The organism is Dokdonia sp. Asnod3-C12 (assembly GCF_045063975.1).
Lineage (GTDB): Bacteria > Bacteroidota > Bacteroidia > Flavobacteriales > Flavobacteriaceae > Dokdonia.
On sequence record NZ_JBEFNY010000003.1, the window covers coordinates 2,561,169 to 2,583,657 of the forward strand.

General features: G+C 38.0%; 20 protein-coding genes. 15 read left to right on the forward strand and 5 right to left on the reverse strand.

Translation table 11 applies throughout. The features are described from left to right. Nucleotides 1-67 precede the first annotated feature (67 nt). From menC to ACJJVW_RS11615, 6 genes are all read left to right on the forward strand, one after another. A complete protein-coding gene (menC, locus tag ACJJVW_RS11590) occupies nucleotides 68-1,102 on the forward strand; it encodes an o-succinylbenzoate synthase (protein ID WP_405253097.1) in 1,035 nt (344 codons plus the stop codon). A 3-nt stretch (nucleotides 1,103-1,105) separates the two neighbouring features. Then, nucleotides 1,106-2,044, forward strand: coding sequence for a CPBP family intramembrane glutamic endopeptidase (locus ACJJVW_RS11595; RefSeq protein ID WP_405252023.1), 939 nt, complete (start codon nucleotides 1,106-1,108; stop codon nucleotides 2,042-2,044). Nucleotides 2,045-2,115: 71 nt separating this feature from the next. After that, a complete protein-coding gene (locus ACJJVW_RS11600; RefSeq protein WP_405252025.1) occupies nucleotides 2,116-3,210 on the forward strand; it encodes an AMP-binding protein in 1,095 nt (364 codons plus the stop codon). Nucleotides 3,211-3,348: 138 nt separating this feature from the next. Beyond that, nucleotides 3,349-4,050 carry a hypothetical protein gene (locus ACJJVW_RS11605; protein WP_379953023.1) on the forward strand — a complete coding sequence of 234 codons (702 nt, stop codon included), beginning with the start codon at nucleotides 3,349-3,351 and terminating at the stop codon, nucleotides 4,048-4,050. A 76-nt stretch (nucleotides 4,051-4,126) separates the two neighbouring features. Continuing rightward, entirely contained in the window at nucleotides 4,127-4,606 is a 480-nt protein-coding gene (locus ACJJVW_RS11610) for a hypothetical protein (RefSeq protein ID WP_405252027.1), read from the forward strand. A gap of 92 nt (nucleotides 4,607-4,698) precedes the next feature. Continuing rightward, nucleotides 4,699-6,009: a M24 family metallopeptidase gene (locus ACJJVW_RS11615; protein WP_405252029.1), complete on the forward strand. Its 1,311-nt coding sequence runs from the start codon at nucleotides 4,699-4,701 to the stop codon at nucleotides 6,007-6,009. A 36-nt stretch (nucleotides 6,010-6,045) separates the two neighbouring features. Here ACJJVW_RS11615 and xerD read toward each other — a convergent pair whose 3' ends face one another. Further along, the gene (xerD, locus tag ACJJVW_RS11620) at nucleotides 6,046-6,948 is read right to left on the reverse strand and encodes a site-specific tyrosine recombinase XerD (protein WP_405252031.1); all 903 of its coding nucleotides are present in this window, start codon (nucleotides 6,946-6,948) and stop codon (nucleotides 6,046-6,048) included. A 116-nt stretch (nucleotides 6,949-7,064) separates the two neighbouring features. Between xerD and ACJJVW_RS11625 the strand changes: the two genes are divergently transcribed. Both ACJJVW_RS11625 and aroQ read left to right on the forward strand, forming a co-directional pair. After that, on the forward strand, nucleotides 7,065-7,673 hold the full coding sequence (locus ACJJVW_RS11625) for a porin family protein (protein ID WP_298326011.1): 609 nt from the start codon (nucleotides 7,065-7,067) through the stop codon (nucleotides 7,671-7,673). Nucleotides 7,674-7,783: 110 nt separating this feature from the next. Continuing rightward, entirely contained in the window at nucleotides 7,784-8,206 is a 423-nt protein-coding gene (gene aroQ, locus ACJJVW_RS11630; RefSeq protein WP_298326009.1) for a type II 3-dehydroquinate dehydratase, read from the forward strand. Between the two features lie 29 nt (nucleotides 8,207-8,235). Here aroQ and ACJJVW_RS11635 read toward each other — a convergent pair whose 3' ends face one another. The 4 genes from ACJJVW_RS11635 to msrB (ACJJVW_RS11650) form a co-directional block, all read right to left on the reverse strand. After that, nucleotides 8,236-9,525: an ectonucleotide pyrophosphatase/phosphodiesterase gene (locus ACJJVW_RS11635; RefSeq protein WP_405252033.1), complete on the reverse strand. Its 1,290-nt coding sequence runs from the start codon at nucleotides 9,523-9,525 to the stop codon at nucleotides 8,236-8,238. 113 nt (nucleotides 9,526-9,638) lie between these two features. Then, nucleotides 9,639-11,015 (reverse strand): dihydrolipoyl dehydrogenase, encoded by a 1,377-nt coding sequence (gene lpdA, locus ACJJVW_RS11640; protein ID WP_379953027.1) that lies wholly within the window; start codon nucleotides 11,013-11,015, stop codon nucleotides 9,639-9,641. Nucleotides 11,016-11,155: 140 nt separating this feature from the next. Next, the gene (gene msrB, locus ACJJVW_RS11645; protein ID WP_405252035.1) at nucleotides 11,156-11,545 is read right to left on the reverse strand and encodes a peptide-methionine (R)-S-oxide reductase MsrB; all 390 of its coding nucleotides are present in this window, start codon (nucleotides 11,543-11,545) and stop codon (nucleotides 11,156-11,158) included. Between the two features lies 1 nt (nucleotide 11,546). Continuing rightward, entirely contained in the window at nucleotides 11,547-12,026 is a 480-nt protein-coding gene (gene msrB, locus ACJJVW_RS11650) for a peptide-methionine (R)-S-oxide reductase MsrB (RefSeq protein WP_298325994.1), read from the reverse strand. A 295-nt stretch (nucleotides 12,027-12,321) separates the two neighbouring features. Here msrB (ACJJVW_RS11650) and ACJJVW_RS11655 point away from each other — a divergent pair, with 295 nt between their 5' ends. The 7 genes from ACJJVW_RS11655 to mscL all read left to right on the forward strand — a co-directional run bounded on the left by ACJJVW_RS11655 (nucleotide 12,322) and on the right by mscL (nucleotide 22,462). Further along, nucleotides 12,322-13,749 carry a glycogen synthase gene (locus ACJJVW_RS11655; protein WP_405252037.1) on the forward strand — a complete coding sequence of 476 codons (1,428 nt, stop codon included), beginning with the start codon at nucleotides 12,322-12,324 and terminating at the stop codon, nucleotides 13,747-13,749. 25 nt (nucleotides 13,750-13,774) lie between these two features. Then, nucleotides 13,775-15,046, forward strand: a complete 1,272-nt coding sequence (locus ACJJVW_RS11660; RefSeq protein WP_041295587.1) for a glucose-1-phosphate adenylyltransferase — start codon at nucleotides 13,775-13,777, stop codon at nucleotides 15,044-15,046. Then, nucleotides 15,046-16,959, forward strand: a complete 1,914-nt coding sequence (glgB, locus tag ACJJVW_RS11665; protein WP_405252039.1) for a 1,4-alpha-glucan branching protein GlgB — start codon at nucleotides 15,046-15,048, stop codon at nucleotides 16,957-16,959. Before ACJJVW_RS11660 ends, glgB begins: the two co-directional genes overlap by 1 nt. A 310-nt stretch (nucleotides 16,960-17,269) precedes the next feature. After that, nucleotides 17,270-19,672: a glycoside hydrolase family 31 protein gene (locus tag ACJJVW_RS11670; protein WP_405252041.1), complete on the forward strand. Its 2,403-nt coding sequence runs from the start codon at nucleotides 17,270-17,272 to the stop codon at nucleotides 19,670-19,672. A gap of 39 nt (nucleotides 19,673-19,711) precedes the next feature. Further along, complete coding sequence (locus ACJJVW_RS11675) at nucleotides 19,712-20,533, forward strand: M48 family metallopeptidase (RefSeq protein WP_405252043.1); 822 nt, start codon at nucleotides 19,712-19,714, stop codon at nucleotides 20,531-20,533. A 64-nt stretch (nucleotides 20,534-20,597) separates the two neighbouring features. Then, nucleotides 20,598-21,914, forward strand: coding sequence for an MFS transporter (locus tag ACJJVW_RS11680; RefSeq protein ID WP_379953029.1), 1,317 nt, complete (start codon nucleotides 20,598-20,600; stop codon nucleotides 21,912-21,914). Between the two features lie 113 nt (nucleotides 21,915-22,027). After that, nucleotides 22,028-22,462 (forward strand): large-conductance mechanosensitive channel protein MscL, encoded by a 435-nt coding sequence (mscL, locus tag ACJJVW_RS11685; protein ID WP_108878271.1) that lies wholly within the window; start codon nucleotides 22,028-22,030, stop codon nucleotides 22,460-22,462. Nucleotides 22,463-22,489 lie beyond the last annotated feature (27 nt).

The window sequence follows — 22,489 nt, forward strand, 5'->3', positions numbered from 1 at the left end:
TAGAATATCTTTCTGTTAGTAAAGTATGCATATGATTAAGTACTTTTACGAGACTAATACAATCCTATTGAAAGCACATTATAAAAAGCATATTTTAGAATTTAAGAGACCTAGCGGTACTTCTCGAGGGGTCTTGCGTACTAAAGAGACATGGTATATCATTATTCAAGATGCTGGTAAAACGGGCATAGGTGAGTGTGGTATTCTTAGAGGTCTTAGTTATGATGATGTGCCAGGCTATGAAGAAAAATTGCAATGGGTATGCGCTCACATTTCAAAAGGACCTCAGGCGCTTTGGGATGAGCTAATGGAATATCCAAGTATACAGGCAGGTGTTGAGATGGCATTTTTATCGCTTGCATCTAGCGATCCCTTTGTTCTATTTCCATCTTCTTTTACAAGAGGAACATCTGCTATAGATATTAACGGACTTGTGTGGATGGGAGATGAGGATTTTATGAGAACCCAAGTAGCCGAAAAGCTTGAGCAAGGTTTTGATTGCATAAAAATGAAAATAGGTGCTATTGACTTTAAAGACGAAATGGCGATTCTTTCCTCTATAAGAAAGAATTACAATAAAGAGCAACTTACCTTGCGGGTAGATGCAAATGGTGGTTTTGCTTTCGCGAAAGCTAAAGAAGTCCTAGCCCAACTAGCCGAGCTAGATATTCACTCGATAGAACAACCTATTGCTACAAAACAGTGGGAAGAAATGGCCGAATTATGTGCCAGTACACCTACACCAATAGCGCTAGATGAAGAACTTATAGGAGTGACAGATCTCGCTTCAAAACGTGAGCTACTAGAAACTATACAACCGCAATATATTATTTTAAAGCCTAGTTTTATAGGAGGTTTTAAAGGAAGTCAAGAGTGGATTGACGTAGCAGATTCATTAGGAATCGAATGGTGGGTTACCTCTGCATTAGAAAGTAATGTTGGACTTAATGCTATCGCACAATGGACACAAAAAATAGGAGCAAAAGGTCCTCAAGGACTGGGTACTGGAAGCCTTTTTACAAACAATATACCTTCACCACTAGAAGTGGTGAATGGAACTTTAAGAACGGATAATAACAAGTATTGGGATTTTAAAATATAACATATGTATATAGAGCAGGCGTACAAGAGTTTACACGAGGGATGGAGATATATAATAGGTTTCATGATTATATTTTTTGTAGGCTGGCAAATTTTAGGAGCAATTCCATTAATGGCAGGCTCGTGGATGAGAGCTGGTGATATAAATACTTTTTTAGAAGCAGGTGAAGAGAACTTCTTTCCGCTTTTTGAGGGAGAAAGCAATCTCTACTTAATACTTGCACTTTGTACTTTTTTAGGAGGGCTACTTGGACTCGTTGTTGTGGTAAAGTATATCCATAAACAGCGATTTACAAAGCTAGTAACCGCTAGAAAAAACATAGATTGGTCGCGTTTTTTCTTTGCTTTTGGTATTTGGGGTGTCTTTTCTGTAGTATCGACATTAGTTACATACTATTTTGCTCCAGAAGATCTTGTGTGGAACTTTAATCTCATGCCTTTTCTTGGGCTTCTAGCCATCACATTAATTTTGTTACCCTTACAAACTTCTTTTGAAGAGTTTCTTTTTAGAGGATATTTAATGCAGGGAATAGGAGTTGCTGCAGGTAATAAGCTTGTTCCTCTTATTATTACATCGCTCATTTTTGGACTCATGCACGCGCTTAATCCTGAAATAGAAAAGCTAGGATATAGTATTTTATCGGTCTACATAGGTTTAGGTTTCTTTCTTGGCATTATAACGCTTATGGATGATGGAATGGAGCTTGCACTAGGATTTCATGCAGCAAATAATATGTTTATTGCATTGCTCGTAACATCAGACTGGAGTGCGTTACAAACTAATTCTATCTTTCGTGATGTTGCAGAGCCTTCGGCTATAGGCCAGATTGTTCCTATCTTCATAATACTGCCTATTCTCATGTTTATTTTTGCTAGAAAATATAAATGGTCTAACTGGAAAGAGAAACTCACAGGTAGTGTAAAGCCTCCTGTTGCCGCTTAAATAGTTGAGCAGACTTACATTTTACATTTGCTTAATATTAATCTTACAAGGAACCCGTATATTTAAATGATATGACGGAGCTTGCTGAAAAATATACGCGCTTACACCCTAAATTTAAACTTAACGGTGCTTCATTTACCATTGCTTCATTAAAGGAGCAAGCGCATACCTTTATTAAAGAAGGAGAACCTTATGAGGAATCTGTAGGTGAGTTTATTATAGAGTGGCTAGATGCTAAGAAGTATGTGACGGTACGTACCTCTGGATCTACGGGAACACCTAAGCTTATTAAGATAAACAAGGAACATATGATCAATAGTGCAAAAGCAACTGCAAAGCACTTTGATGTATTTGAAAAAACAACAGCATTACTTTGTCTTCCTGCGCATTACATTGCTGGGAAAATGATGCTTGTAAGAGCCATGACATTGGGATGGCGTATTGATATGGCGCAGCCAAAATCCAATCCGCTGGATGCTGTGTATAGAACGTATGATTTTTGTGCAATGACGCCTTTTCAGCTTGATAATTCGTTATCGCGATTACACCTACTTTCAAAGCTCATTGTAGGAGGAGGAGCAATATCACCAGCACTTTCTTTAAGGTTACAAGGACTTAAAACTAAGGTTTATGAAACCTATGGAATGACCGAAACCGTTACTCATATTGCAGCGAGGAGAGTTAATCCTAAAAAAAATAAAGAAGGAATTATTCCTTTTAAAGTGCTAGATAAAGTCACGGTAGAGACAGATAGCAGAGACTGCCTTGTTATAAAAGCTCCTAAAGTGAGCTCAGATCCGGTGATTACAAATGATCTTGTAAAGCTTATAACCTATAAAAAGTTTATCTGGCTAGGTCGTATTGATAATGTGATAAATAGTGGTGGAGTAAAATTGTTTCCAGAACAGATAGAAGCTAAGTTGGCGCCATATATCCACGTTCCATACTTTGTCGCTGGAGTTCCAGATGAACTGCTGGGCGAGCAATTAACGTTATTTGTAGAGCAAGAAGAACCTCTTTTTATAAAAGAGCATATTACTGATACATCAGCTTTTGATCCTTTTGAACTTCCTAAGCTGGCAGTTTCTTTAACTTCCTTTAAGCGCACAGCGACAGGGAAAATACAGCGAGGCCAAACCTTAAAAGAATATTTAAATAGTTTATAGAGTTGAGGTTACGCTTTCGCGAAAGCGTAATAAATACATTATACTACTTCGCTCATTGGTACTAGGCTTTTGCTCATTCTAACTGGAAATGACATCGTATAGAGTATAGGTTTACAACTCATTTAAAATGTATGACCTATGAAAAGTATCTTCACACTAGCCCTATTATTTATTGTATTACAACTATCTGCTCAAAACGAAAGTGAGATCAGATCTGCGGTTATAAAAGCAGAACATCTCATCACCTATGCTGCCGAAAACTTCCCAAGTGATGATGCTCAGCAACTCTATATCCTTGTAGAGACGGGAAAGGCAGGAATCTCTCCCGAAGATAAGTTTTATATAGAGCAAGGAATAAAGCTCCTCATTAAAAGGCTTGATGGTAATGATATGATAGCGATAGGAACCTATGGAGCGATAAGTGCAAATATTCTTCCCTTTACAGAAGTAAGTAAAGCAGTAGTATTGCAAGAGGCGGTAGAAAGTTTATTTAAGGGTGACTTTATTGCGATGACTTCCTCTGGAATTTCTATAGCTTATGATATGATGGAGGCACATTATGATGAGGGAAGAGTGAGTAGTGTGATTATGATAAGAGGTACGGGAATTGATCTTAGTGAAGACGCGCAAGAGGTAATCGCCAGCGCTAGCGGTGTAAAAAGTCCGGCTGCCACCACATCATTATACCAAGGAGCAGAAGTTTCTAGTCGTGATAAAAGAAAGCAAGAAAGAGAACAGCGCAAACAATCAAGAGCTGCAGATCATAAAAATCTAGGTGGCGCAATTGCTTTAACTGCACTAACCTTATTGCCAGAAATACTTGATGTAATTAAGGATTAATAATTTGGGCATCATTATTGAATATGAGTATTCACGAAATAATTATGCATATTTGCAAAAATAGAAAGTCTAGTTTATGAGATATTTTATAGTGATAGTAATGATGTTGTCCTTAGTGAGTGTAGAAGCTCAAGGATACGGAAACCCTTATGGGAATTCAGGAAGAAGAAGAAGCTCAGTACCTGCACCTCCACAAACAAATCAGGGAAGCCCAGAAAGACCAGACCCTAATATATTAAGTTTAGAGCGATCAAGCGTATATCAAGAAATGTTTGAACTAGACGTTTTTGGTAAAGAGGTGCTTAGAAGTTATTTAAAAGATTACTATACTGTCTTATTGGCAATCCAAGATGATAAGGATATGGTTATTGATGATAAGCGTAAAAAAGCCGAACTAGAGAAAAAGAAATTTGAATCTCAGTTAAGAGATATCCTGACCGAAGAACAAGTTGTAAAAATCATAGCAGAGGAGGAGTCTGGAAGAACTCAAAAGCTAGTTGCTAAAAAGCAAAAGAAAGAGCGCAAGAAAAAGCGCAAAAATAAAGGTGACAAATAAAATAGTCATACATCAATTTATAATTAAGAAAAGAGTATTCAGATGAATACTCTTTTTTGTTTTTAGTATTTTTAAGGACTAGCAACTTAACTATGAAAACATTACTATTACTTTTACTACTTCCGTTTACATGTATGTACGGTCAGATTTTAACAGAACGGGATAGAGCAGACGTAATCGATGAGGTCTTGGCAGATAGATTTGATAATTTGTTACCTACTTTAATGGATCGCGCAGATATCGATATGTGGGTTGTGATTTCTAGAGAATATAATGAAGATCCGGTTATAAAAACGATGCTTCCCTCTACGTGGCTCAATGCGAGAAGAAGAACCATATTAGTTTTTTATAGAAATAAAGAAAAAAACACGATTGAAAAGCTAGCAGTAGCTAGATACAACGTAGGAAAGAATATCATCTCTGCATGGGATAAAGAAAAACAACCAGATCAATGGGCACGTCTTCTAGAGATTATCGAAGAGCGCGAGCCTTCAAAAATTGGTCTTAATTATTCTGATGATTTTGGTCTTGCAGATGGAATTGCAAAGACAGATTATGAGGCATTTATATCAAAACTATCATCTGCTCAACAAGCAAAAGTAGTTTCTGCACAGAATCTAGCTGTAGGATGGCTAGAAACACGCACGGCACTTGAAATGAAATATTTTGAACAGCTAGTAGATGTGACGCATGATATTATTAAGGATGCCTTTAGCTATAAAGTGATTGTCCCAGGCGTTACAACTACAGATGATGTGGTGTGGTATTTACGCCAGCGAGTTACAGATATGGGATTAGAAACATGGTTTCACCCTACAGTTGATATCCAGCGTTCTGAAGAGAAATTAGAAAGTCATATTGTTTCATTTTCTAATAGACCAGAAGGTAAAGTAATTCAAAAAGGTGACTTGCTACATTGTGATTTTGGAATAACCTACTTACGTCTCAATACAGATTGCCAGCAACACGCATACGTTTTAAAGGATGATGAGAAAGAACTGCCAGCATTCTTGAGTAAAGCATTTGCAGATGGTAACCGTGTGCAAGATGTGCTTGCGTCAAATTTTATGACAGGTAAAACTGGAAATGAGATTCTTTTAAAATCATTAAAAGAAACTAAGGCAGAAGGCCTTGTTCCTTCTATCTATACGCACCCACTTGGACTATACGGTCATGCCGCTGGCCCTACGATTGGGATGTGGGATTCTCAAGGAGGGGTGCCTGGTACAGGAGATTACAAACTCTACGAGAACACGGCGTACGCTATAGAACTTAATACAACAGTAACTATTCCAGAGTGGAATAAGGACATTAGAATCATGCTTGAGGAAGCAGGATTCTGGGGTGAAGATGGCTTTAGATATGTTTCAGGAAGGCAAGAAGAAATACTTATTGTTGAGTAATATAAGTACGCTTTCGCGAAAAATTGAAACAAAATCCTAAGAATCCTTTCTAGGGTGATATTGCTCCATCACACGAGCGAGATCACTACGGTCTACATGCATATAGATTTCGGTAGTTGTGATGCTCTCGTGACCTAACATTTGCTGAATACTCCTTAAATCGGCGCCATTTTGTAAAAGGTGGGTAGCAAAGCTGTGACGAAACGTATGCGGACTAATACTTTTCTTAATTCCAGCTTTTACTGCGAGATCTTTTATGATCGTAAAAATCATGGCACGTGTGAGTTGGCGACCTCTTCTATTCAAAAATAAAATATCTACATGCTCTGGCTTGACGTCTATATGCGTTCGTATTTCATTGCGGTATATGTCGATATACTTCTGAGTATGCTCACTTATAGGGACAAAGCGCTGTTTGTCTCCCTTACCTATCACATTTATAAACCCTTCTTCAAAATATAGGTCAGAAAGTTTTAAGCTTATTAATTCTGTTACACGCAGACCGCAAGAATAGAGTGTCTCTAGCATTGCGCGATTGCGTTCTCCCTGAGGAGTAGAGAGGTTAATTGCCGTGATAAGAGCGTCTATTTCTTCTTCGGCGAGTGTGTCTGGAAGTTTTCTTCCTAGGCGAGGTGATTCAATAAGGTCTAGAGGATTGTCTTTTCTATAATCTTCAAATATCAGGTAATTAAAAAAACCTTTTAGCCCAGAGATGATACGAGCTTGTGATCTCGCTTGTACTTCTTTGGCTATGGTGTATATAAAGTCTTGAATGTCATCTTTAGCTATAGTAATAGGGTCTGGTGGGCTATCTAATTGCTCCAGATGACGCGTTAGTTTTTTTAAGTCTCGAGCATAGTTGTCTATAGTGTTCTCAGAGAGACCACGTTCTATACGTAAGTAACTTTTGTAGTTTGATATGCCTGTTTCCCATTTCACGAAAGTGAAAATACAATTATTAAAGGATTCTCAATTAACAAGAGTTTAGAAAGTGCCTAACACGCATTTAACACGATGATAGATAGCTTTGAATATCATTTAAAACAAACACAAACATGAAAAAAATAGTAGTAGTAGCAATCGCAGCCTTATTTGGAACTGTAGCAGTTCAAGCACAAGATGAGGTGTCATTTGGAGCAAAAGGAGGAGTTAACTTTGCAACCGTAGGAGGAGACGATTTTGATGATCCAGATGCAAGAACAAGCTTCCATTTTGGAGGATTTGTAGAAGTGCCTATCACAGAGAAATTCTCAATACAACCAGAGGTTTATTATTCAGGTCAAGGATATGATATCCAGAGTGTTAATAACGGAGATGATGTCGAGTTTCAGCTAGATTATATTAACGTGCCAGTACTTGCAAAGTATTACTTTGTAGATGGGTTTTATGGGGAAGTAGGGCCGCAAATAGGATTTAATGTAAATAGCGAGATTGATTCTAATCCTGATGGAGATTCTGGAGATATTGATTTTAACAACGATGCTATAAACACGGTAGACTTTGCTGTTGTAGGTGGTTTAGGATATAAACTTAACAATGGTTTGTTTTTTAACGCACGTTATAATCTAGGACTTTCTGATGTTTTTAGTAGTGAAGATTTAGGAGGTTTTGACCTTGATGCTCGTAATAGAGTATTCATGATAGGAGCTGGATTTGCATTTTAAATCATAAGTAAAAAGAATTATCAAAAGCGCCTCAGTAGAGGCGCTTTTTTTACGCCTTGTAAATCTGTATTTTTATGCTTTCGCGAAAGCGTACTCAACAACTATAAACTATGAAATTACTTATAATAAATGGCCCTAATTTAAATATGCTAGGTAAGCGTGAACCAGAAATTTACGGGACTGAAACATTTGAGGATTACTTTACAAAACTTCAATTTGCATATAAAGATACAGAGCTTAGCTATTTTCAAAGTAATATAGAAGGAGAGCTTATTTCAAAATTGCACGAAGCAAACGATACCTTTGACGGAGTGATTTTAAACGGAGCAGCTTATTCTCATACCTCTGTAGGACTAGGAGACGCTGTAGCATCTATAAGTACGCCAGTTATAGAAGTCCATATTTCAAATACATTTGCGAGAGAAGAGTTTAGACATCATTCATACCTCTCTAAATATGTAAAAGGTGTAATAGTAGGCTTTGGTCTTAATAGCTATAATCTTGCTATTGAGAATTTCTTGATGAAGGATTGAAAGATATTTTAAGGCTATTCATTAAGGGGTTATTCTTGTAGCATGCCTTTTAAGTAAGATAATTTACCATCTACATTAGTTGGCACAGCTAGCCCTAGAATTTTACATATCATAGGGTATACGTGAATGTTTTTTACAGAAGGTAAACTTCCTCCCACGTTTATTGCCGGACCTTTTGCATAAAGAATGCCGTGCATATCTTTTAAAGCAGGAGTGAACCCATGCACACCAAATACTTCTTGGTTTCCAGCCTTTCTTCTATAGATACTCTTACTTGAACTAAAATAATATCCATCATCAGGGATTACTTGTATGGGGCCCCAGTTTTTATTCTTTGGGACATCTTCAAAATGTGGTGTGTCTTTGGTTTTATAAACCGTGAATTTGTTTTCTAGTTTCTTTAATCGGTTGAAGATGTTATCAGTTTCCTTACTATTATGAGGATGTATATTGAGAATGACACCATTGTCAATCATGTTGTAAAAAGCATCATTGATTAGTGGCTCCGTACTAATGAGTTTTTCAATAGATTGCTCTGCCATACCATGGTCTGAGACAATGACAATATTAACTGGTAATCCCGTGTTATTAACGCGATTGAATAAATCACCAAGTGTGTTATCTAGCTTTAATAAAGCTTCTCTAAGTTTCTCTTTGTTGTTGGGGCCGTAACGATGTCCAGTATCATCCATATCAGAAAAATATAGGGTAATGAGATGTGGTCTCGATTCTTCGGGCATTTCTAACCACTTTATTGCTTGATTTACGCGTTCTTGATTGGTTACTTTTCCATCGTAATTATAATAGTAAGTAGGGTGTACACCTTGTATATCTGCTTCTGTGCCAACAAAAAAGTAACTAGCTGTTACCATACCTGCACTATTTGCATTTACCCATAATGGAGTTCCTTTATAAAAAGACCCATCTATAACGGTCTCGCGATTACCTATGCTGTACGTTTTTTTCTTATCATAATCATAGTATGAGTTTGCAAGCAGCCCGTGGTTATCAGGATACATTCCTGTTGCGATCGTGTAATGATTAGGGAATGTTTTTGTGGGAAAAGATGGTATTAGAGAAGCGGTTTGAGATCCTTCTTCTATAAATGAACTTAGATAAGGAGGGTTATAAGTATTTACATAATCATGTCTAAAACCATCTAAGGATATTAATATAACATATGGTTTCTTTAAGGACTCCGCAGTATTTACCGTAGTAAGTGGTGAAAAACTGCTCACGTTTGAAGTGGATTCACATGATGCTAGCGCTAAGAAAATTACTAAAGGGAAAAATGACTTAAATAGAGCGGAATGTTTCATAATACAACTGTTAAGTGCCGGTAGTAAAGCTAACTATTTTGAGAGGTATTAAAACAGAAAATCCTGCCAAAGGCAGGATTTTCTAAAAACTTTATATGTATAAAGTATAGCTCTTATAAGTGAATTACTTCTCCATAAGCATCTGCCACTGCTTCCATTACAGCCTCACTCATTGTAGGGTGTGGGTGAATAGTTTTTAATACTTCGTGACCTGTAGTTTCAAGTTTACGTCCTAATACAGCTTCTGCTATCATATCTGTAACTCCTGCACCTATCATGTGACAACCTAGCCACTCACCGTATTTTGCGTCAAAGATTACTTTTACAAAACCGTCTTTTGCTCCAGAAGCACTTGCTTTACCAGATGCAGAAAAAGGGAATTTACCCACTTTTAATTCGTATCCAGCTTCTTTTGCTTGCTTCTCTGTCATTCCTACAGATGCAATTTCAGGAGAGGCATATGTACATCCTGGTATGTTGCCGTAGTCTATTTTTTCTACGTTCATACCTGCAATTTTCTCTACACAAGTAATTCCTTCTGCAGATGCTACGTGAGCAAGAGCAGGACCAGGAGTTACGTCACCTATTGCATAGTAACCTGGCATGTTAGTTTGGTAAAAATCGTTAACGATAATTTTATCCTTATCTGTAACGATACCTACATCCTCAAGGCCTATGTTTTCAATATTGGTTTTGATACCTACAGCACTTAGTACAATATCTGCTTCAAGGATTTCTTCTCCTTTTTTAGTTTTTACTGTAGCTTTTACGCCAGTCTTTGTTTTTTCAACCTTTTCTACAGAAGAGTTTGTCATCACTTTAATTCCAGCCTTCTTCATAGAACGCTCAAATTGCTTTGATACATCTTCATCCTCTACAGGAACAACGTTTGGTAAGTACTCTACAATAGTTACATCTGTACCCATTGTGTTATAAAAACTAGCAAACTCAACACCTATTGCTCCAGATCCCACTACGATCATAGATTTAGGTTGCTTCTCAAGTGTCATCGCTTTACGGTAACCTATTACTGTCTCACCATCTTGCTTAAGATTAGGTAACTCACGTGAGCGAGCTCCCGTTGCAATGATAATATGGTTTGCGCTATATTCTTTACCGTCTACATCTACCTTTTTACCAGGCTTGATTTTTCCGTAACCGTTTATAACGTCTATTTTATTTTTCTTCATTAAGAATTGAACACCTTTGCTCATTCCCTCAGCAACACCACGGCTGCGTTTTACAACTGCAGTAAAGTCTTTTTCTACTCCTGTTGCTTTAAGACCGTAGTCTTCTGCGTGATTTAAGTATTCAAATACTTGAGCACTTTTAAGAAGGGCTTTTGTAGGGATACAACCCCAGTTCAAACACACACCTCCTAGGCTTTCTTTTTCAATAACCGCTGTTTTTAAGCCTAACTGGCTTGCGCGTATTGCTGTTACATATCCGCCTGGACCACTTCCTAAAACGATTACATCATATTTGCTCATATCTAGATTTTTTTAAGTCTAATTATTGTAGTTCAAAAATACGGATTATCCCGTCATATATAAAACAGAAAAACCGAAGTGTTTGCTTCGGTTTTTAATGTTGTTTTTACGCTTTCGCGAAAGCGTTATTTTCAAATATTTTATTTTTCAAAGTCTATACTGAGCGAATTTACACAGTATCGTTGTCCGCTTGCAGTAGGGCCGTCATCAAAGACGTGTCCCAAGTGGGAACCACAATTAGAACATAGAATTTCTGTTCTTATCATCCCTAACGTTTTGTCACGTACATACTCCACAGTTCCCGGAATGGACTCGTCAAAACTAGGCCATCCACAACCACTGTCAAATTTTGATGCGCTTTCAAAAAGCTTTTGATCACAAGCACCACAATGGTAAGCGCCTTCGTCGTTGTGTAAGTTGTAAGTGCCAGTAAATGGACGTTCTGTTCCTTTTTCTCTCAGTATGCGATAACGTTCTGGGCCCAGCTCCTCGAGCCACTCTGCCTCTGTTTTTTCTATTGGGTAGCTCATATTATTTTGATTCTGGCACAAATACGAGTGCGTCTCCATTAATACAATGTCTCTTTCCAGTAGTTTCTTTAGGTCCATCGTTAAAAACGTGTCCTAGATGTCCACCACAAGTAGCACAATGCTCTTCGGTTCTTGTATAACCAAGTTTACGATCAGAGCTATATGCTATATTTCCTTCTATACCTTTGTCAAAACTAGGCCAGCCAGTACCACTGTCAAATTTATCTTTTGTTTTAAATAGCGGCGTGTCACAAGCAGCACAGTGAAAAGTTCCTGCTTCTTTTACATTATTGAGCGGGCTAGAATTAGGTCGCTCTGTACCTTCTAAGCGCAATACATAATACTGCTCTTCTGTGAGTTGTGCTTTCCACTCGGCATCTGTTTTTGTAATCTCAAAACTTTCTTTTTTACTCTCCTGAGCAGACCCCTTGCAACTTGTAAAAATGCTTAACAAAGCAAATACTCCAATTATTCTTCTCATAACTATTTTCTTTTTAAGTAAAGTTAATTCATTAGTTCACACTTGGTCGTTAAAGCATTGTGAAAATGACGTGAGGTTGTATAAAATGATACTAATCATAAGGCTCTATTATTAATGATTAATTAGGTGTTGTTACTTAATCATTAATAATTTGTGAAATTAATTGTAGTAATTACCTATAAATCCTGCGAAAACATGCTTAGTTATTTGTGATTTAACCTATATTTAATAGCTCATAAAGCATCGTACTCTTAATAACGGTTACATTTAAGATGTTATCTAATTACCTGAAACTATGAATATTCTTCACGTAAGTGCCGAGTGTTATCCTGTTGCAAAAGTGGGTGGGCTGGCAGATGTGGTAGGAGCTCTTCCTAAATATCAAAATCGCATAGGTCATACTGCTGCGGTGATTATGCCGTACTATAAAACAAGCTGGGTGGAACATGCAAATGGCACCATTGTTTTTTGTCATGACTTAGTGATTGAAGGTAAGACGTATTTCAGCGAAGTGATTGATGTAGATAATGAGCTTGGTTTTCCATTATTTGTAGTAAGAATTACAGAACTCACAGATAGAAAAAATGTATACGGGTATGAGGACGATTCTTTGCGCTTTGTTGCCTTTCAGCGAGTAGTGCTGCAGTGGGTGCTGAGTTTAAAGAGAAAGTTAGACATCATTCATTGTCATGATCACCATACTGGTTTTATACCCTTTATGATGCAGCATTGTCCAGAGTTTGATAGTCTTATGAAGGTGTCTACATTACTTTCAATTCATAATGCGCAGTACCAAGGTAATTTTCCTCACGATATGGTAGGGATGTTACCACGCTTTCGCGAAAGCGATCTAGGACTCCTAGATTGGTACGGTGATATAAATCCACTTGCTGCCGCTATTAAATGCGCATGGCGAGTGAATACCGTTTCTCCATCATATATGGTGGAATTACAAGAAAAAGCAAACGGACTAGAAGGCTTACTTCGAGAAGAGAAATTAAAGTGCGTGGGAATTCTAAACGGTATTGATGCCGAAACATGGAATCCTGCCACAGATGATTATCTTATTAAAAATTATACAATAAGAACGAGAGCTAAAGGCCGTGAGGCTAATAAAAAGGCTATTTGTGATGAGTTTGGACTAGACGCCTCAAAACCACTCTTTGGGTTTATAGGTAGACTTGTTTGGGAAAAAGGAGCAGATTTACTGCCTGAGATTATCGATACTGCGTTAAAGCAACACGATATTAATATCATTTTACTAGGAAGCGGCTCGCCAGAAGTAGAACGCCAGCTAGAGGAACTTAAAACCACTTATAAAGGAAGATATAATGCTCATATAGGTTATGAAGAAAGGATGTCACACCAAGTATATGCTGGAGCAGATTTTCTTTTAATGCCTAGTAGGGTGGAGCCTTGTGGTTTAAATCAGTTGTATAGCTTGAGATACGGTTGTATGCCTATTGTACGCCGTACGGGTGGTTTAAAAGATACAGTAGTAGACATAGGTGATGGCGGTAATGGTATTTGTCATGATCAAACTTCTGTATGGGATGTTGTATACAGTATAGAACGTGCTTCTCTTTTTTATAAGGATAAGAAAGCCTTTAGTGCAAATCAAAAACAAATGATGGAGATAGACCACAGCTGGGAAAATGCAGCTGGAACTTACGCTTCATTATATGAAGAAATGATACCAAAAAAAGTAACTATCAAAAAATAAAAATTCCAAACTCTAAAAGCAATAAATAATGAATAAGGAAGTACTAGCGATTATATTAGGAGGAGGTCAAGGCTCAAGATTATACCCACTCACAGCACAGAGATCAAAACCCGCTGTTCCTATTGCAGGGAAATATCGTCTAGTAGATATTCCTATTTCAAATTGTTTGAATTCTAATATCAAAAGGATGTTCGTGTTAACTCAGTTTAACTCGGCTTCACTTAATAAACATATTAAGCATACCTACCAATTTTCTTATTTTTCTGATGCTTTTGTAGATATTCTTGCAGCAGAGCAAACTCCAGAAAATAAAGGTTGGTTTCAAGGTACTGCAGATGCTGTAAGACAGTGTTTACACCATTTTAAAGGTTATGAGTCTGATTATATTATGATACTCTCTGGGGATCAATTATATCAAATGGATTTTAATGAAATGCTTGATGCTCATAAGGCTTCAGGAGCAGAGATAAGTATTGCATCACTGCCTGTAAATGCAAAAGATGCTACGTCCTTTGGTATTCTTAAAACTAAAGAGGATAATATGATTGACTCTTTTATTGAAAAACCAGCTGCCGAACTTCTTCCAGAATGGGAATCTGAAGTTTCACCAGCAATGAAGAGCGAGGGTAAACATTATCTCGCATCTATGGGGATTTATATTTTTAATAAAGACTTATTGATTAATCTGCTAGAGGGGACGGATACTATGGATTTTGGAAAAGAGATTATTCCGCAATCTATAGAAAACCATAAGGTGCTTAGTTATGCCTATGAAGGGTATTGGACAGATATAGGGAATATTGATTCCTTTTTTGAGGCAAACATAGACCTAACGTCAGATATGCCTAAATTCAATTTGTTTAATAAAGGACAGACTATACTCACAAGACCACGTGTATTGCCACCTACAAAGATTTCAGGAACAACACTTGAAAAATCTATAGTAGCAGAAGGTAGTATCATACACGGTAGTCGTATTGCAAATTCTGTGATAGGAATACGATCACGTATAGGTAAAGGAACGGTTATTGAAAACTGCTATGTAATGGGTAGCAATCGCTTCTTAGATCTTGAAGAGATTAATGCGGCTCGTGATAAAGGCATTCCACACGTAGGTATAGGAGATCGCTGTTTTATAACCAACTGTATTATTGATAAAAATGCAAAAATAGGAGACGATGTTCGTATTACTGGAGGAAAGCATCTAGACGATGTAGAAACAGATACTTATGTAGTGCGAGATGGCATCGTGGTTGTAAAGAATGGAGCTACTATAGTGTCAGGAACTACTATTTAATGGCAGAAGTAATAGCACATAGCTTATTTACAGCATTTGACATTGACCTTTTTAAGGGAGGGAAACACTATCGTCTTCATGATAAAATGGGTAGTCATCCCATAACTGTAGATGGTGTAGATGGAACTTATTTCTCCGTATGGGCACCTAGTGCAAAGAGAGTATCTGTTGTAGGTGATTTTAATTACTGGAATGAGGACGAGCATATTCTTAACGTGCGATGGGATGGAAGCGGGATTTGGGAAGGTTTTATCCCAAAAGTATCTCATGGTGAAGTATACAAATACAAAATTCACTCCAACCACAATGGCATTGTCACAGAAAAGGCAGATCCATACGCGAGACGAGCAGAGCACCCACCTCAAACCGCTTCTGTAGTTTATAAAACAAATCATAACTGGAAGGATGGGGCGTGGATGAAAAAACGCCATAAGCACAACAGTCTTAATGCGCCGTACTCTGTGTATGAAATGCACCTTGCAAGCTGGAGAAGAAAGCAAGATGAAGGAAATCGTAGCCTTAGCTATACAGAACTAGCCAGCGAACTCGTGGCTTATGTGAAAGAATTAAATTTTACACATGTGGAGTTTATGCCGGTAATGGAGCATCCTTATGATCCAAGTTGGGGTTATCAAATTACTGGATATTTTGCGCCTACCTCTCGTTTTGGATATCCTGAGGAGTTAATGACTTTGATAGATGCGCTGCATCAAAATGACATTGGAGTAATTTTAGACTGGGTACCTTCTCATTTTCCAGAAGATGCGCACGGTCTTGGTAACTTTGATGGAACAGCCTGTTACGAGCACCCAGATAGAAAGAAAGGATGGCATCCCGACTGGAAGTCACTTATTTTCAATTACGAACGTAATGAAGTGAGAAGCTTCTTGATAAGTAATGCGCTATTCTGGTTAGAGCAATATCATGTAGATGGCTTGAGGGTAGATGCTGTAGCGTCTATGTTGTACCTAGATTATAGTAGAGAAGAAGGCGAGTGGGAGCCTAATGATCAAGGAGGAAGAGAAAACCTCGCTGTAATTTCGTTTCTAAAGGAGCTTAATGCAGAGGTGTATGCTAGTTTTCCAGATGTTCAAACCATTGCAGAGGAGTCTACTAATTTTCCAGCAGTGAGTAGGCCAGTATTTTCAGGAGGTTTAGGTTTTGGGATGAAGTGGATGATGGGATGGATGCATGATACCCTTGCTTATTTTAAAAGAGATACTATCTATAGAAATCATCACCACAATGAGATTAGCTTCTCAATGACCTATGGTTTTACAGAGAACTTTATGCTACCATTATCTCATGATGAGGTGGTTTATGGTAAAAAATCTATCATAGGTAGAATGCCTGGAGATGAGTGGCAACGCTTTGCAAATCTTCGCCTTTTATATACCTATATGTATACGCATCCTGGTAGTAAGTTACTCTTTATGGGTAGCGAATTTGGTCAAGGTACAGAGTGGAATTTTCAAGAGCAGCTAGATTGGTACGTGCTTGAATATGATATTCATAAAGCAGCACTAAGTGCTTTCAAGGATATTAATGGCCTGTATACATTGACACCTGCTTTGTACGAGAAGCAGTTTGAACCAGAAGGTTTCGAATGGATTGCACACGATGATAATACAAATGCCATACTAAGTTACATTAGAAAGGGCAATGATGAGAATAGCGTAGTTGTGTGTGTGTTTAATATGACACCTACACCGCAGCCTCAATATCGCATAGGGTTACCTTTTAAAGGAAGCTTACGCGAAATATTTAACAGCGACGCAAGTAAGTATGCTGGAACGGGTGATTATCACAACAAAACACTCGATGTTATCGAAACTTCATGGAATGGAAAAGACCACTCGGCGGAAGTGAAGATAGGGCCTTTGGCGGGAGTGATTTTTGAATTGAAAAAGTAGTTAGCGTACTAGGTTTCAATTCGGTAAACTGAGAAAATAATGAGGCTTATACAAATGCACACTTGCGGGGCTCTATAACCCCGATTGCAATGGAAATCCCGCAAGAGCAGATCAAAGTCGCGATGAGGAATTGTAGTGGAAAGCGGGATGAACATCTAGCAAAAGAGCTGTGATTGTGCGTTCCAAACACTCTAAAGGTGATATAAATACCATTTCTGAGCTTACGAAAACGTTAGCGTTAATAACTAATTACGAATTAACTTCATTTTTACACGATATAGTGTTTATTTGAAAGGAAATAACAATTACTATGATTGTAAATACAGAATTAGAGCAAAAAGGGAATCAATTTCCTAAAAACGTGGTAGATGTCAAACAAGAGACAGATATCTTATATTTTACTACCTCAAATGAGGTGATTTTAGAACTTACTGTGTTGCGAGATAGTGTGATACGTTTTCGCTTTGCAACAGGTGGCGTTTTTGAGCCAGACTTTTCTTATGCGATAGATGAAGATGCACCTCGTGGCTACAATCATCTGGAACTTACAGATGATGATAAATATTATCACGTAAATACTGCAAAGCTTCACATACGTATTGAGAAAGAGAGTTTACAGACAAGTATTTACGATACAAAAGGGAATCTTATTAATGAAGACGAATTAGGTTTTCACTACGAGGAGAGCTTCCAGTATGGAGGTAATATCGTTAAGATGAGTAAGAAAGCACAGCATGCAGAGTCCTATTATGGGCTAGGTGATAAGCCTATGCATTCTAATTTACGAGGAAAGCGAGTGCATAACTGGGCAACAGATCAATATGCATTTGCAAAGGATCAAGATCCAATATATAAAGCAGTTCCTTTTTACATAGGGCTACATCAAAAGAAGGCGTACGGTGTGTTTTTTGACAACACGTTTAAAACGTATTTTGATTTTGCTCATGAGCGTATGGGAGTTACAAGCTTCTGGGCGCAAGGAGGTGAGATGAATTACTACTTTATCTATGGTCCAGATATGTCTGAGGTTGTAGCAAGTTATACGAATCTTACAGGTGTTCCTGAGCTTCCGCCATTATGGGCGCTGGGATATCACCAGTGTAAATGGAGTTACTTTCCAGAAAGTAATGTAAAGGAGATTGCAAGTAAATTTCGCGAACTCAAAATTCCTTGTGATGGGATTTATCTAGACATTGATTATATGGATGGCTGGAGATGTTTTACATGGAATAAAGATCATTTCCCCGATCCTAAAAGAATGGTAAAGGAACTGGCAGATGATGGTTTTAAAACCATTGTTATCATAGATCCAGGAATCAAAATCGATAAAGATTATTGGGTTTATAATGAAGGTGTAGAAAATGACTACTTCTGTAAGCGCGCAGATGGTCCTGCTATGAAAGGTAAAGTGTGGCCTGGAGAATGTAATTTTCCAGATTATACAAACCCTAAAGTACGCGATTGGTGGGCTGGTTTATTCAAAGAGCTTATTCAAGATGTAGGCGTAAAAGGAGTGTGGAATGATATGAATGAACCTGCAGTGATGGAGGTTCCAGGGAAAACATTTCCTCCAGATGTGCGTCATAATTACGACGGGCACCCTTGTAGCCACTTAAAAGCACATAATATTTACGGTACTCAAATGGCTCGCGCTACTTATGAAGGTGTGAAGAAATTTGCGTATCCTAAACGTCCTTTTGTTATTACAAGGTCTGCATACTCAGGAGCGCAACGTTACACAAGTTCTTGGACGGGTGATAACGTGGCTAGCTGGGAGCATTTATGGGTAGCAAATATCCAAGTGCAACGTATGTGTATCTCAGGAATGAGTTTTACAGGTACAGATATAGGAGGATTTGCAGAGCAACCTACAGGAGAGCTTTATGCAAGATGGATACAGCTAGGAGTTTTTCATCCTTTCTGCCGTACACACTCCTCTGGGCATCATGGAGACCAAGAGCCGTGGACCTTTGACGAAGGTGTGACAGATATCGCTCGTAAGTTTATCAACTTGCGTTATAGATTATTACCTTATTTATATACTATGTTTTATGAGTATATCAAGAAAGGCACGCCATTATTAAAGCCGCTTGTATATTTTGATCAAGATGATGCGCAAACGCATTATCGTACAGACGAGTTCATCTTTGGGCATCATATTCTAGTTTGTCCGATACTAGAGCCAAATGCTAAAGGACGTCGTATGTACGTTCCTAGGGGACAGTGGTATAACTACTGGACGAAGCAAATTGTACAAGGAGGTAAAGAGCAATGGGTGGATGCAGATATTGACGAGATGCCATTGTTTGTAAAAGAAGGAACCATCTTACCTAAGTATCCTATACAGCAATATGTAGGAGAGCTTGAGATAGAGCAAGTAGAACTAGAGGTGTACTACGGTCTTGGTAAAAATGCTTCAAAATTATATGAAGATGCTCAAGATGGATACGATTATAAAAAAGATCGTTACAGTTACCGCACCTTCAAAATGGTAGGTAGAGAAAAAGACTGGATTATACAGCAGCACAAACGTGGGGACTTTATCACTACATATGACACTTTTAGAATACATTTAATAGGTTTACCGTTTGAAATCACGACTATAGAGTTAGATAATGAAGAGATTTCTATGGAAGATGTGCATTTTGACCCGAAAGCTTGTGCTTTAATCATTAAGAAAGATTTCACAGAGCTACACCTAAGTGGTATTTAACATTTACGTATTTTTATATCCTGATTAAAAACCATCATTATGAAACTTAAAAATACATTTGTTCTTATCATGACCGTACTTCTGGTATGTGCATGTAAGACGAGCCCATTTACGGGAAAGAAGACACTAAACTTTGTAAGTAACGATCAGTTATTTCCAATGGCATTCCAACAGTATGACGCATTCCTATCTGAAAATAATGTCATTACTGGAACAGCAGATGCTAATATGGTAAAGCGCGTAGGTGAAAAAATAGCCGTAGCAGCAGAGCGTTACCTTACAGCACTAGGAGAGCCTGGTTATTTACAAGATTATCGCTGGGAGTACAATCTAGTTAAAGATGAAGCAGTAAACGCTTGGTGTATGCCAGGAGGGAAGATTGTAGTGTACACTGGAATTTTACCGATTACTCAATCAGAAACTGGACTAGCAATGGTAATGGGGCATGAGCTTGCTCACGCACTTGCAGATCACGGTGCTCAACGTATGAGTGCTGCACAATTACAACAATATGGTGGTGTTGCCACTGCTATTGCAGTAGGAGGTCAAGATCAAGCAAAGCAACAACAAATCATGCAACTATATGGTATAGGAACTCAATTAGGAGGGATGCTTCCTTTCTCACGTAGCCATGAGACACAAGCAGACGAGATTGGAATCGTAATTGCAGCAATAGCTGGATACAACCCTGATGAAGCAGCAGAGTTATGGAAACGTATGAAAGCTGCAAGTGGAGGTGAAGCGCCACCACAGATTATGAGTACGCACCCATCATCAGATAGTCGTATTGCAAATCTTACTGCCAAAGCGCCAATGGCGAGAGCAGAAGCGGCAAAATTTGGAGTGACTTCTTTTAAATAGAACTTTACACGAAATATATAGTAAGAAAAGCTGTGCAATCGCACAGCTTTTCTATTTTAGTACTATGAATAACGAACTACAAAAAGGAGATAAAAAATTGTTAAATGCATGGGCATTTTATGATTGGGCAAACTCCACCTACAGTCTTGTAATAGCATCTGCTATATTTCCACTGTTTTATGGAGCCCTCTTTAGAGGTGCTGGTATAGAGGAGATTGAAGTTTTTGGGATGATGTTACGTCGCAGTCCGCTTATATTTTATACTACTGCGGTGGCGTTTTTAATAGTAGCAATCATTTCTCCTATTCTATCTGGAGTGGCAGATTATCTAGGTAATAAAAAGTACTTTCTTAAGTTTTTCTGTTACATGGGAGCGCTAGCGACCATAGGACTATACTGGTTCAGCTTAGAGCATATATATTTAAGTCTTTTGCTTTATGCATTAGGACTTATAGGTTTCTGGGGTAGTCTCGTATTTTACAACTCCTACTTACCAGATATTGCTTTTCCAGATCAGCACGATGCAATAAGTGCCAAAGGATATTCTTGGGGATATATAGGGAGTGTCATATTGCTTGGCTGGTGTTTATTTATGATTCTGGGGTATGAGATTTTTGGCTTTGAAGATGAAGGTTTTCCAACGAGGCTTTCTTTTGTGCTCACTGGAGTTTGGTGGATAGGTTTTAGTCAGTACACTTACAGGTATCTTCCTAAGGGTAATAAAGCAGACGGTAAACTTACTGGAGCTGTGCTCTTAAATGGTTTTAACGAGTTGAGAACCATCTGGAGATCCATGCAGTCACAGCTACGACTCAAAAAATATCTTATTGCATTCTTTGTATATAGTATGGCAGTACAGACGGTAATGCTTGCGGCAGCATACTTTGGAGAGCAAGAACTAGAATGGGGAAGTGACAGCGAGCGTACCACGGGACTTATAGGTAGTATTTTATTAATACAACTAGTCGCCGTTGCTGGAGCTTACTTGACCTCAAAATTATCGGCTAGAATAGGGAATCTTAAGGCACTTATTATCATTAATATTGTTTGGATTTTTATCTGCGCTTGGGCCTACTTCGTGTACACTCCTGTTCAGTTTTACATTACGGCGGCATTTGTAGGCTTAGTAATGGGAGGAATTCAGTCGCTATCAAGATCTACGTATGCTAAGTTTTTACCAGAAACAGAGGACACTACTTCATATTTCAGCTTTTATGATGTTGCTGAGAAAATAGGGATCATCATCGGTATGTTTTTATACGGTTTCATAGAAGAACTTACAGGAAGCATGCGCTATTCGATTGTGTTTTTAATTTTATTTTTTGCGGCAGGTGTCGTGTTATTACTTCGAGTGCCTAAAGACAGGACGGTAATTACGTAGGTTACGCTTTCGCGAAAGCGTAAATACTCAAACTCCCAATCTTATAAGTAGAGAGGGCTTTGCTAAAGTTTATTATTCAATAATTAAGTTGCTACGGCATACAATAGATAGTTATGGCTGGATTTATTCAAGAATTCAAAAATTTTGCGATCAAGGGTAACATGATCGATATGGCAGTAGGTATTATTATAGGTACTGCTTTCAATAATGTGGTAAACACGATTGTAAAAAAAGTCGTGATGCCACCGTTATCACTACTCACAGATGGTATTAATCTCGCAGATAGAAAGTACCTCTTGCGTGCAGCCGAAGGTGAAGAAAAGGAAATAGCAATTGGTTATGGAGAACTTATTGAGGTTTCAATAGATTTTTTGGTAATCGCAATTACCATTTTTGTAGTGATTAAAGGGATCAATAGATTTAAAGACAAGGCAGAAGATCCTAAAAATACAGAAGAAAAAACTCCGAAAAATATAGAACTGCTTGCAAACATTGAGCATCTTATGCAAGAGCAGAACAACCTGTTAAAGGCTCGCAAGGACTCATAGTCTAAGAGCAAAACAGTGCAATAAATT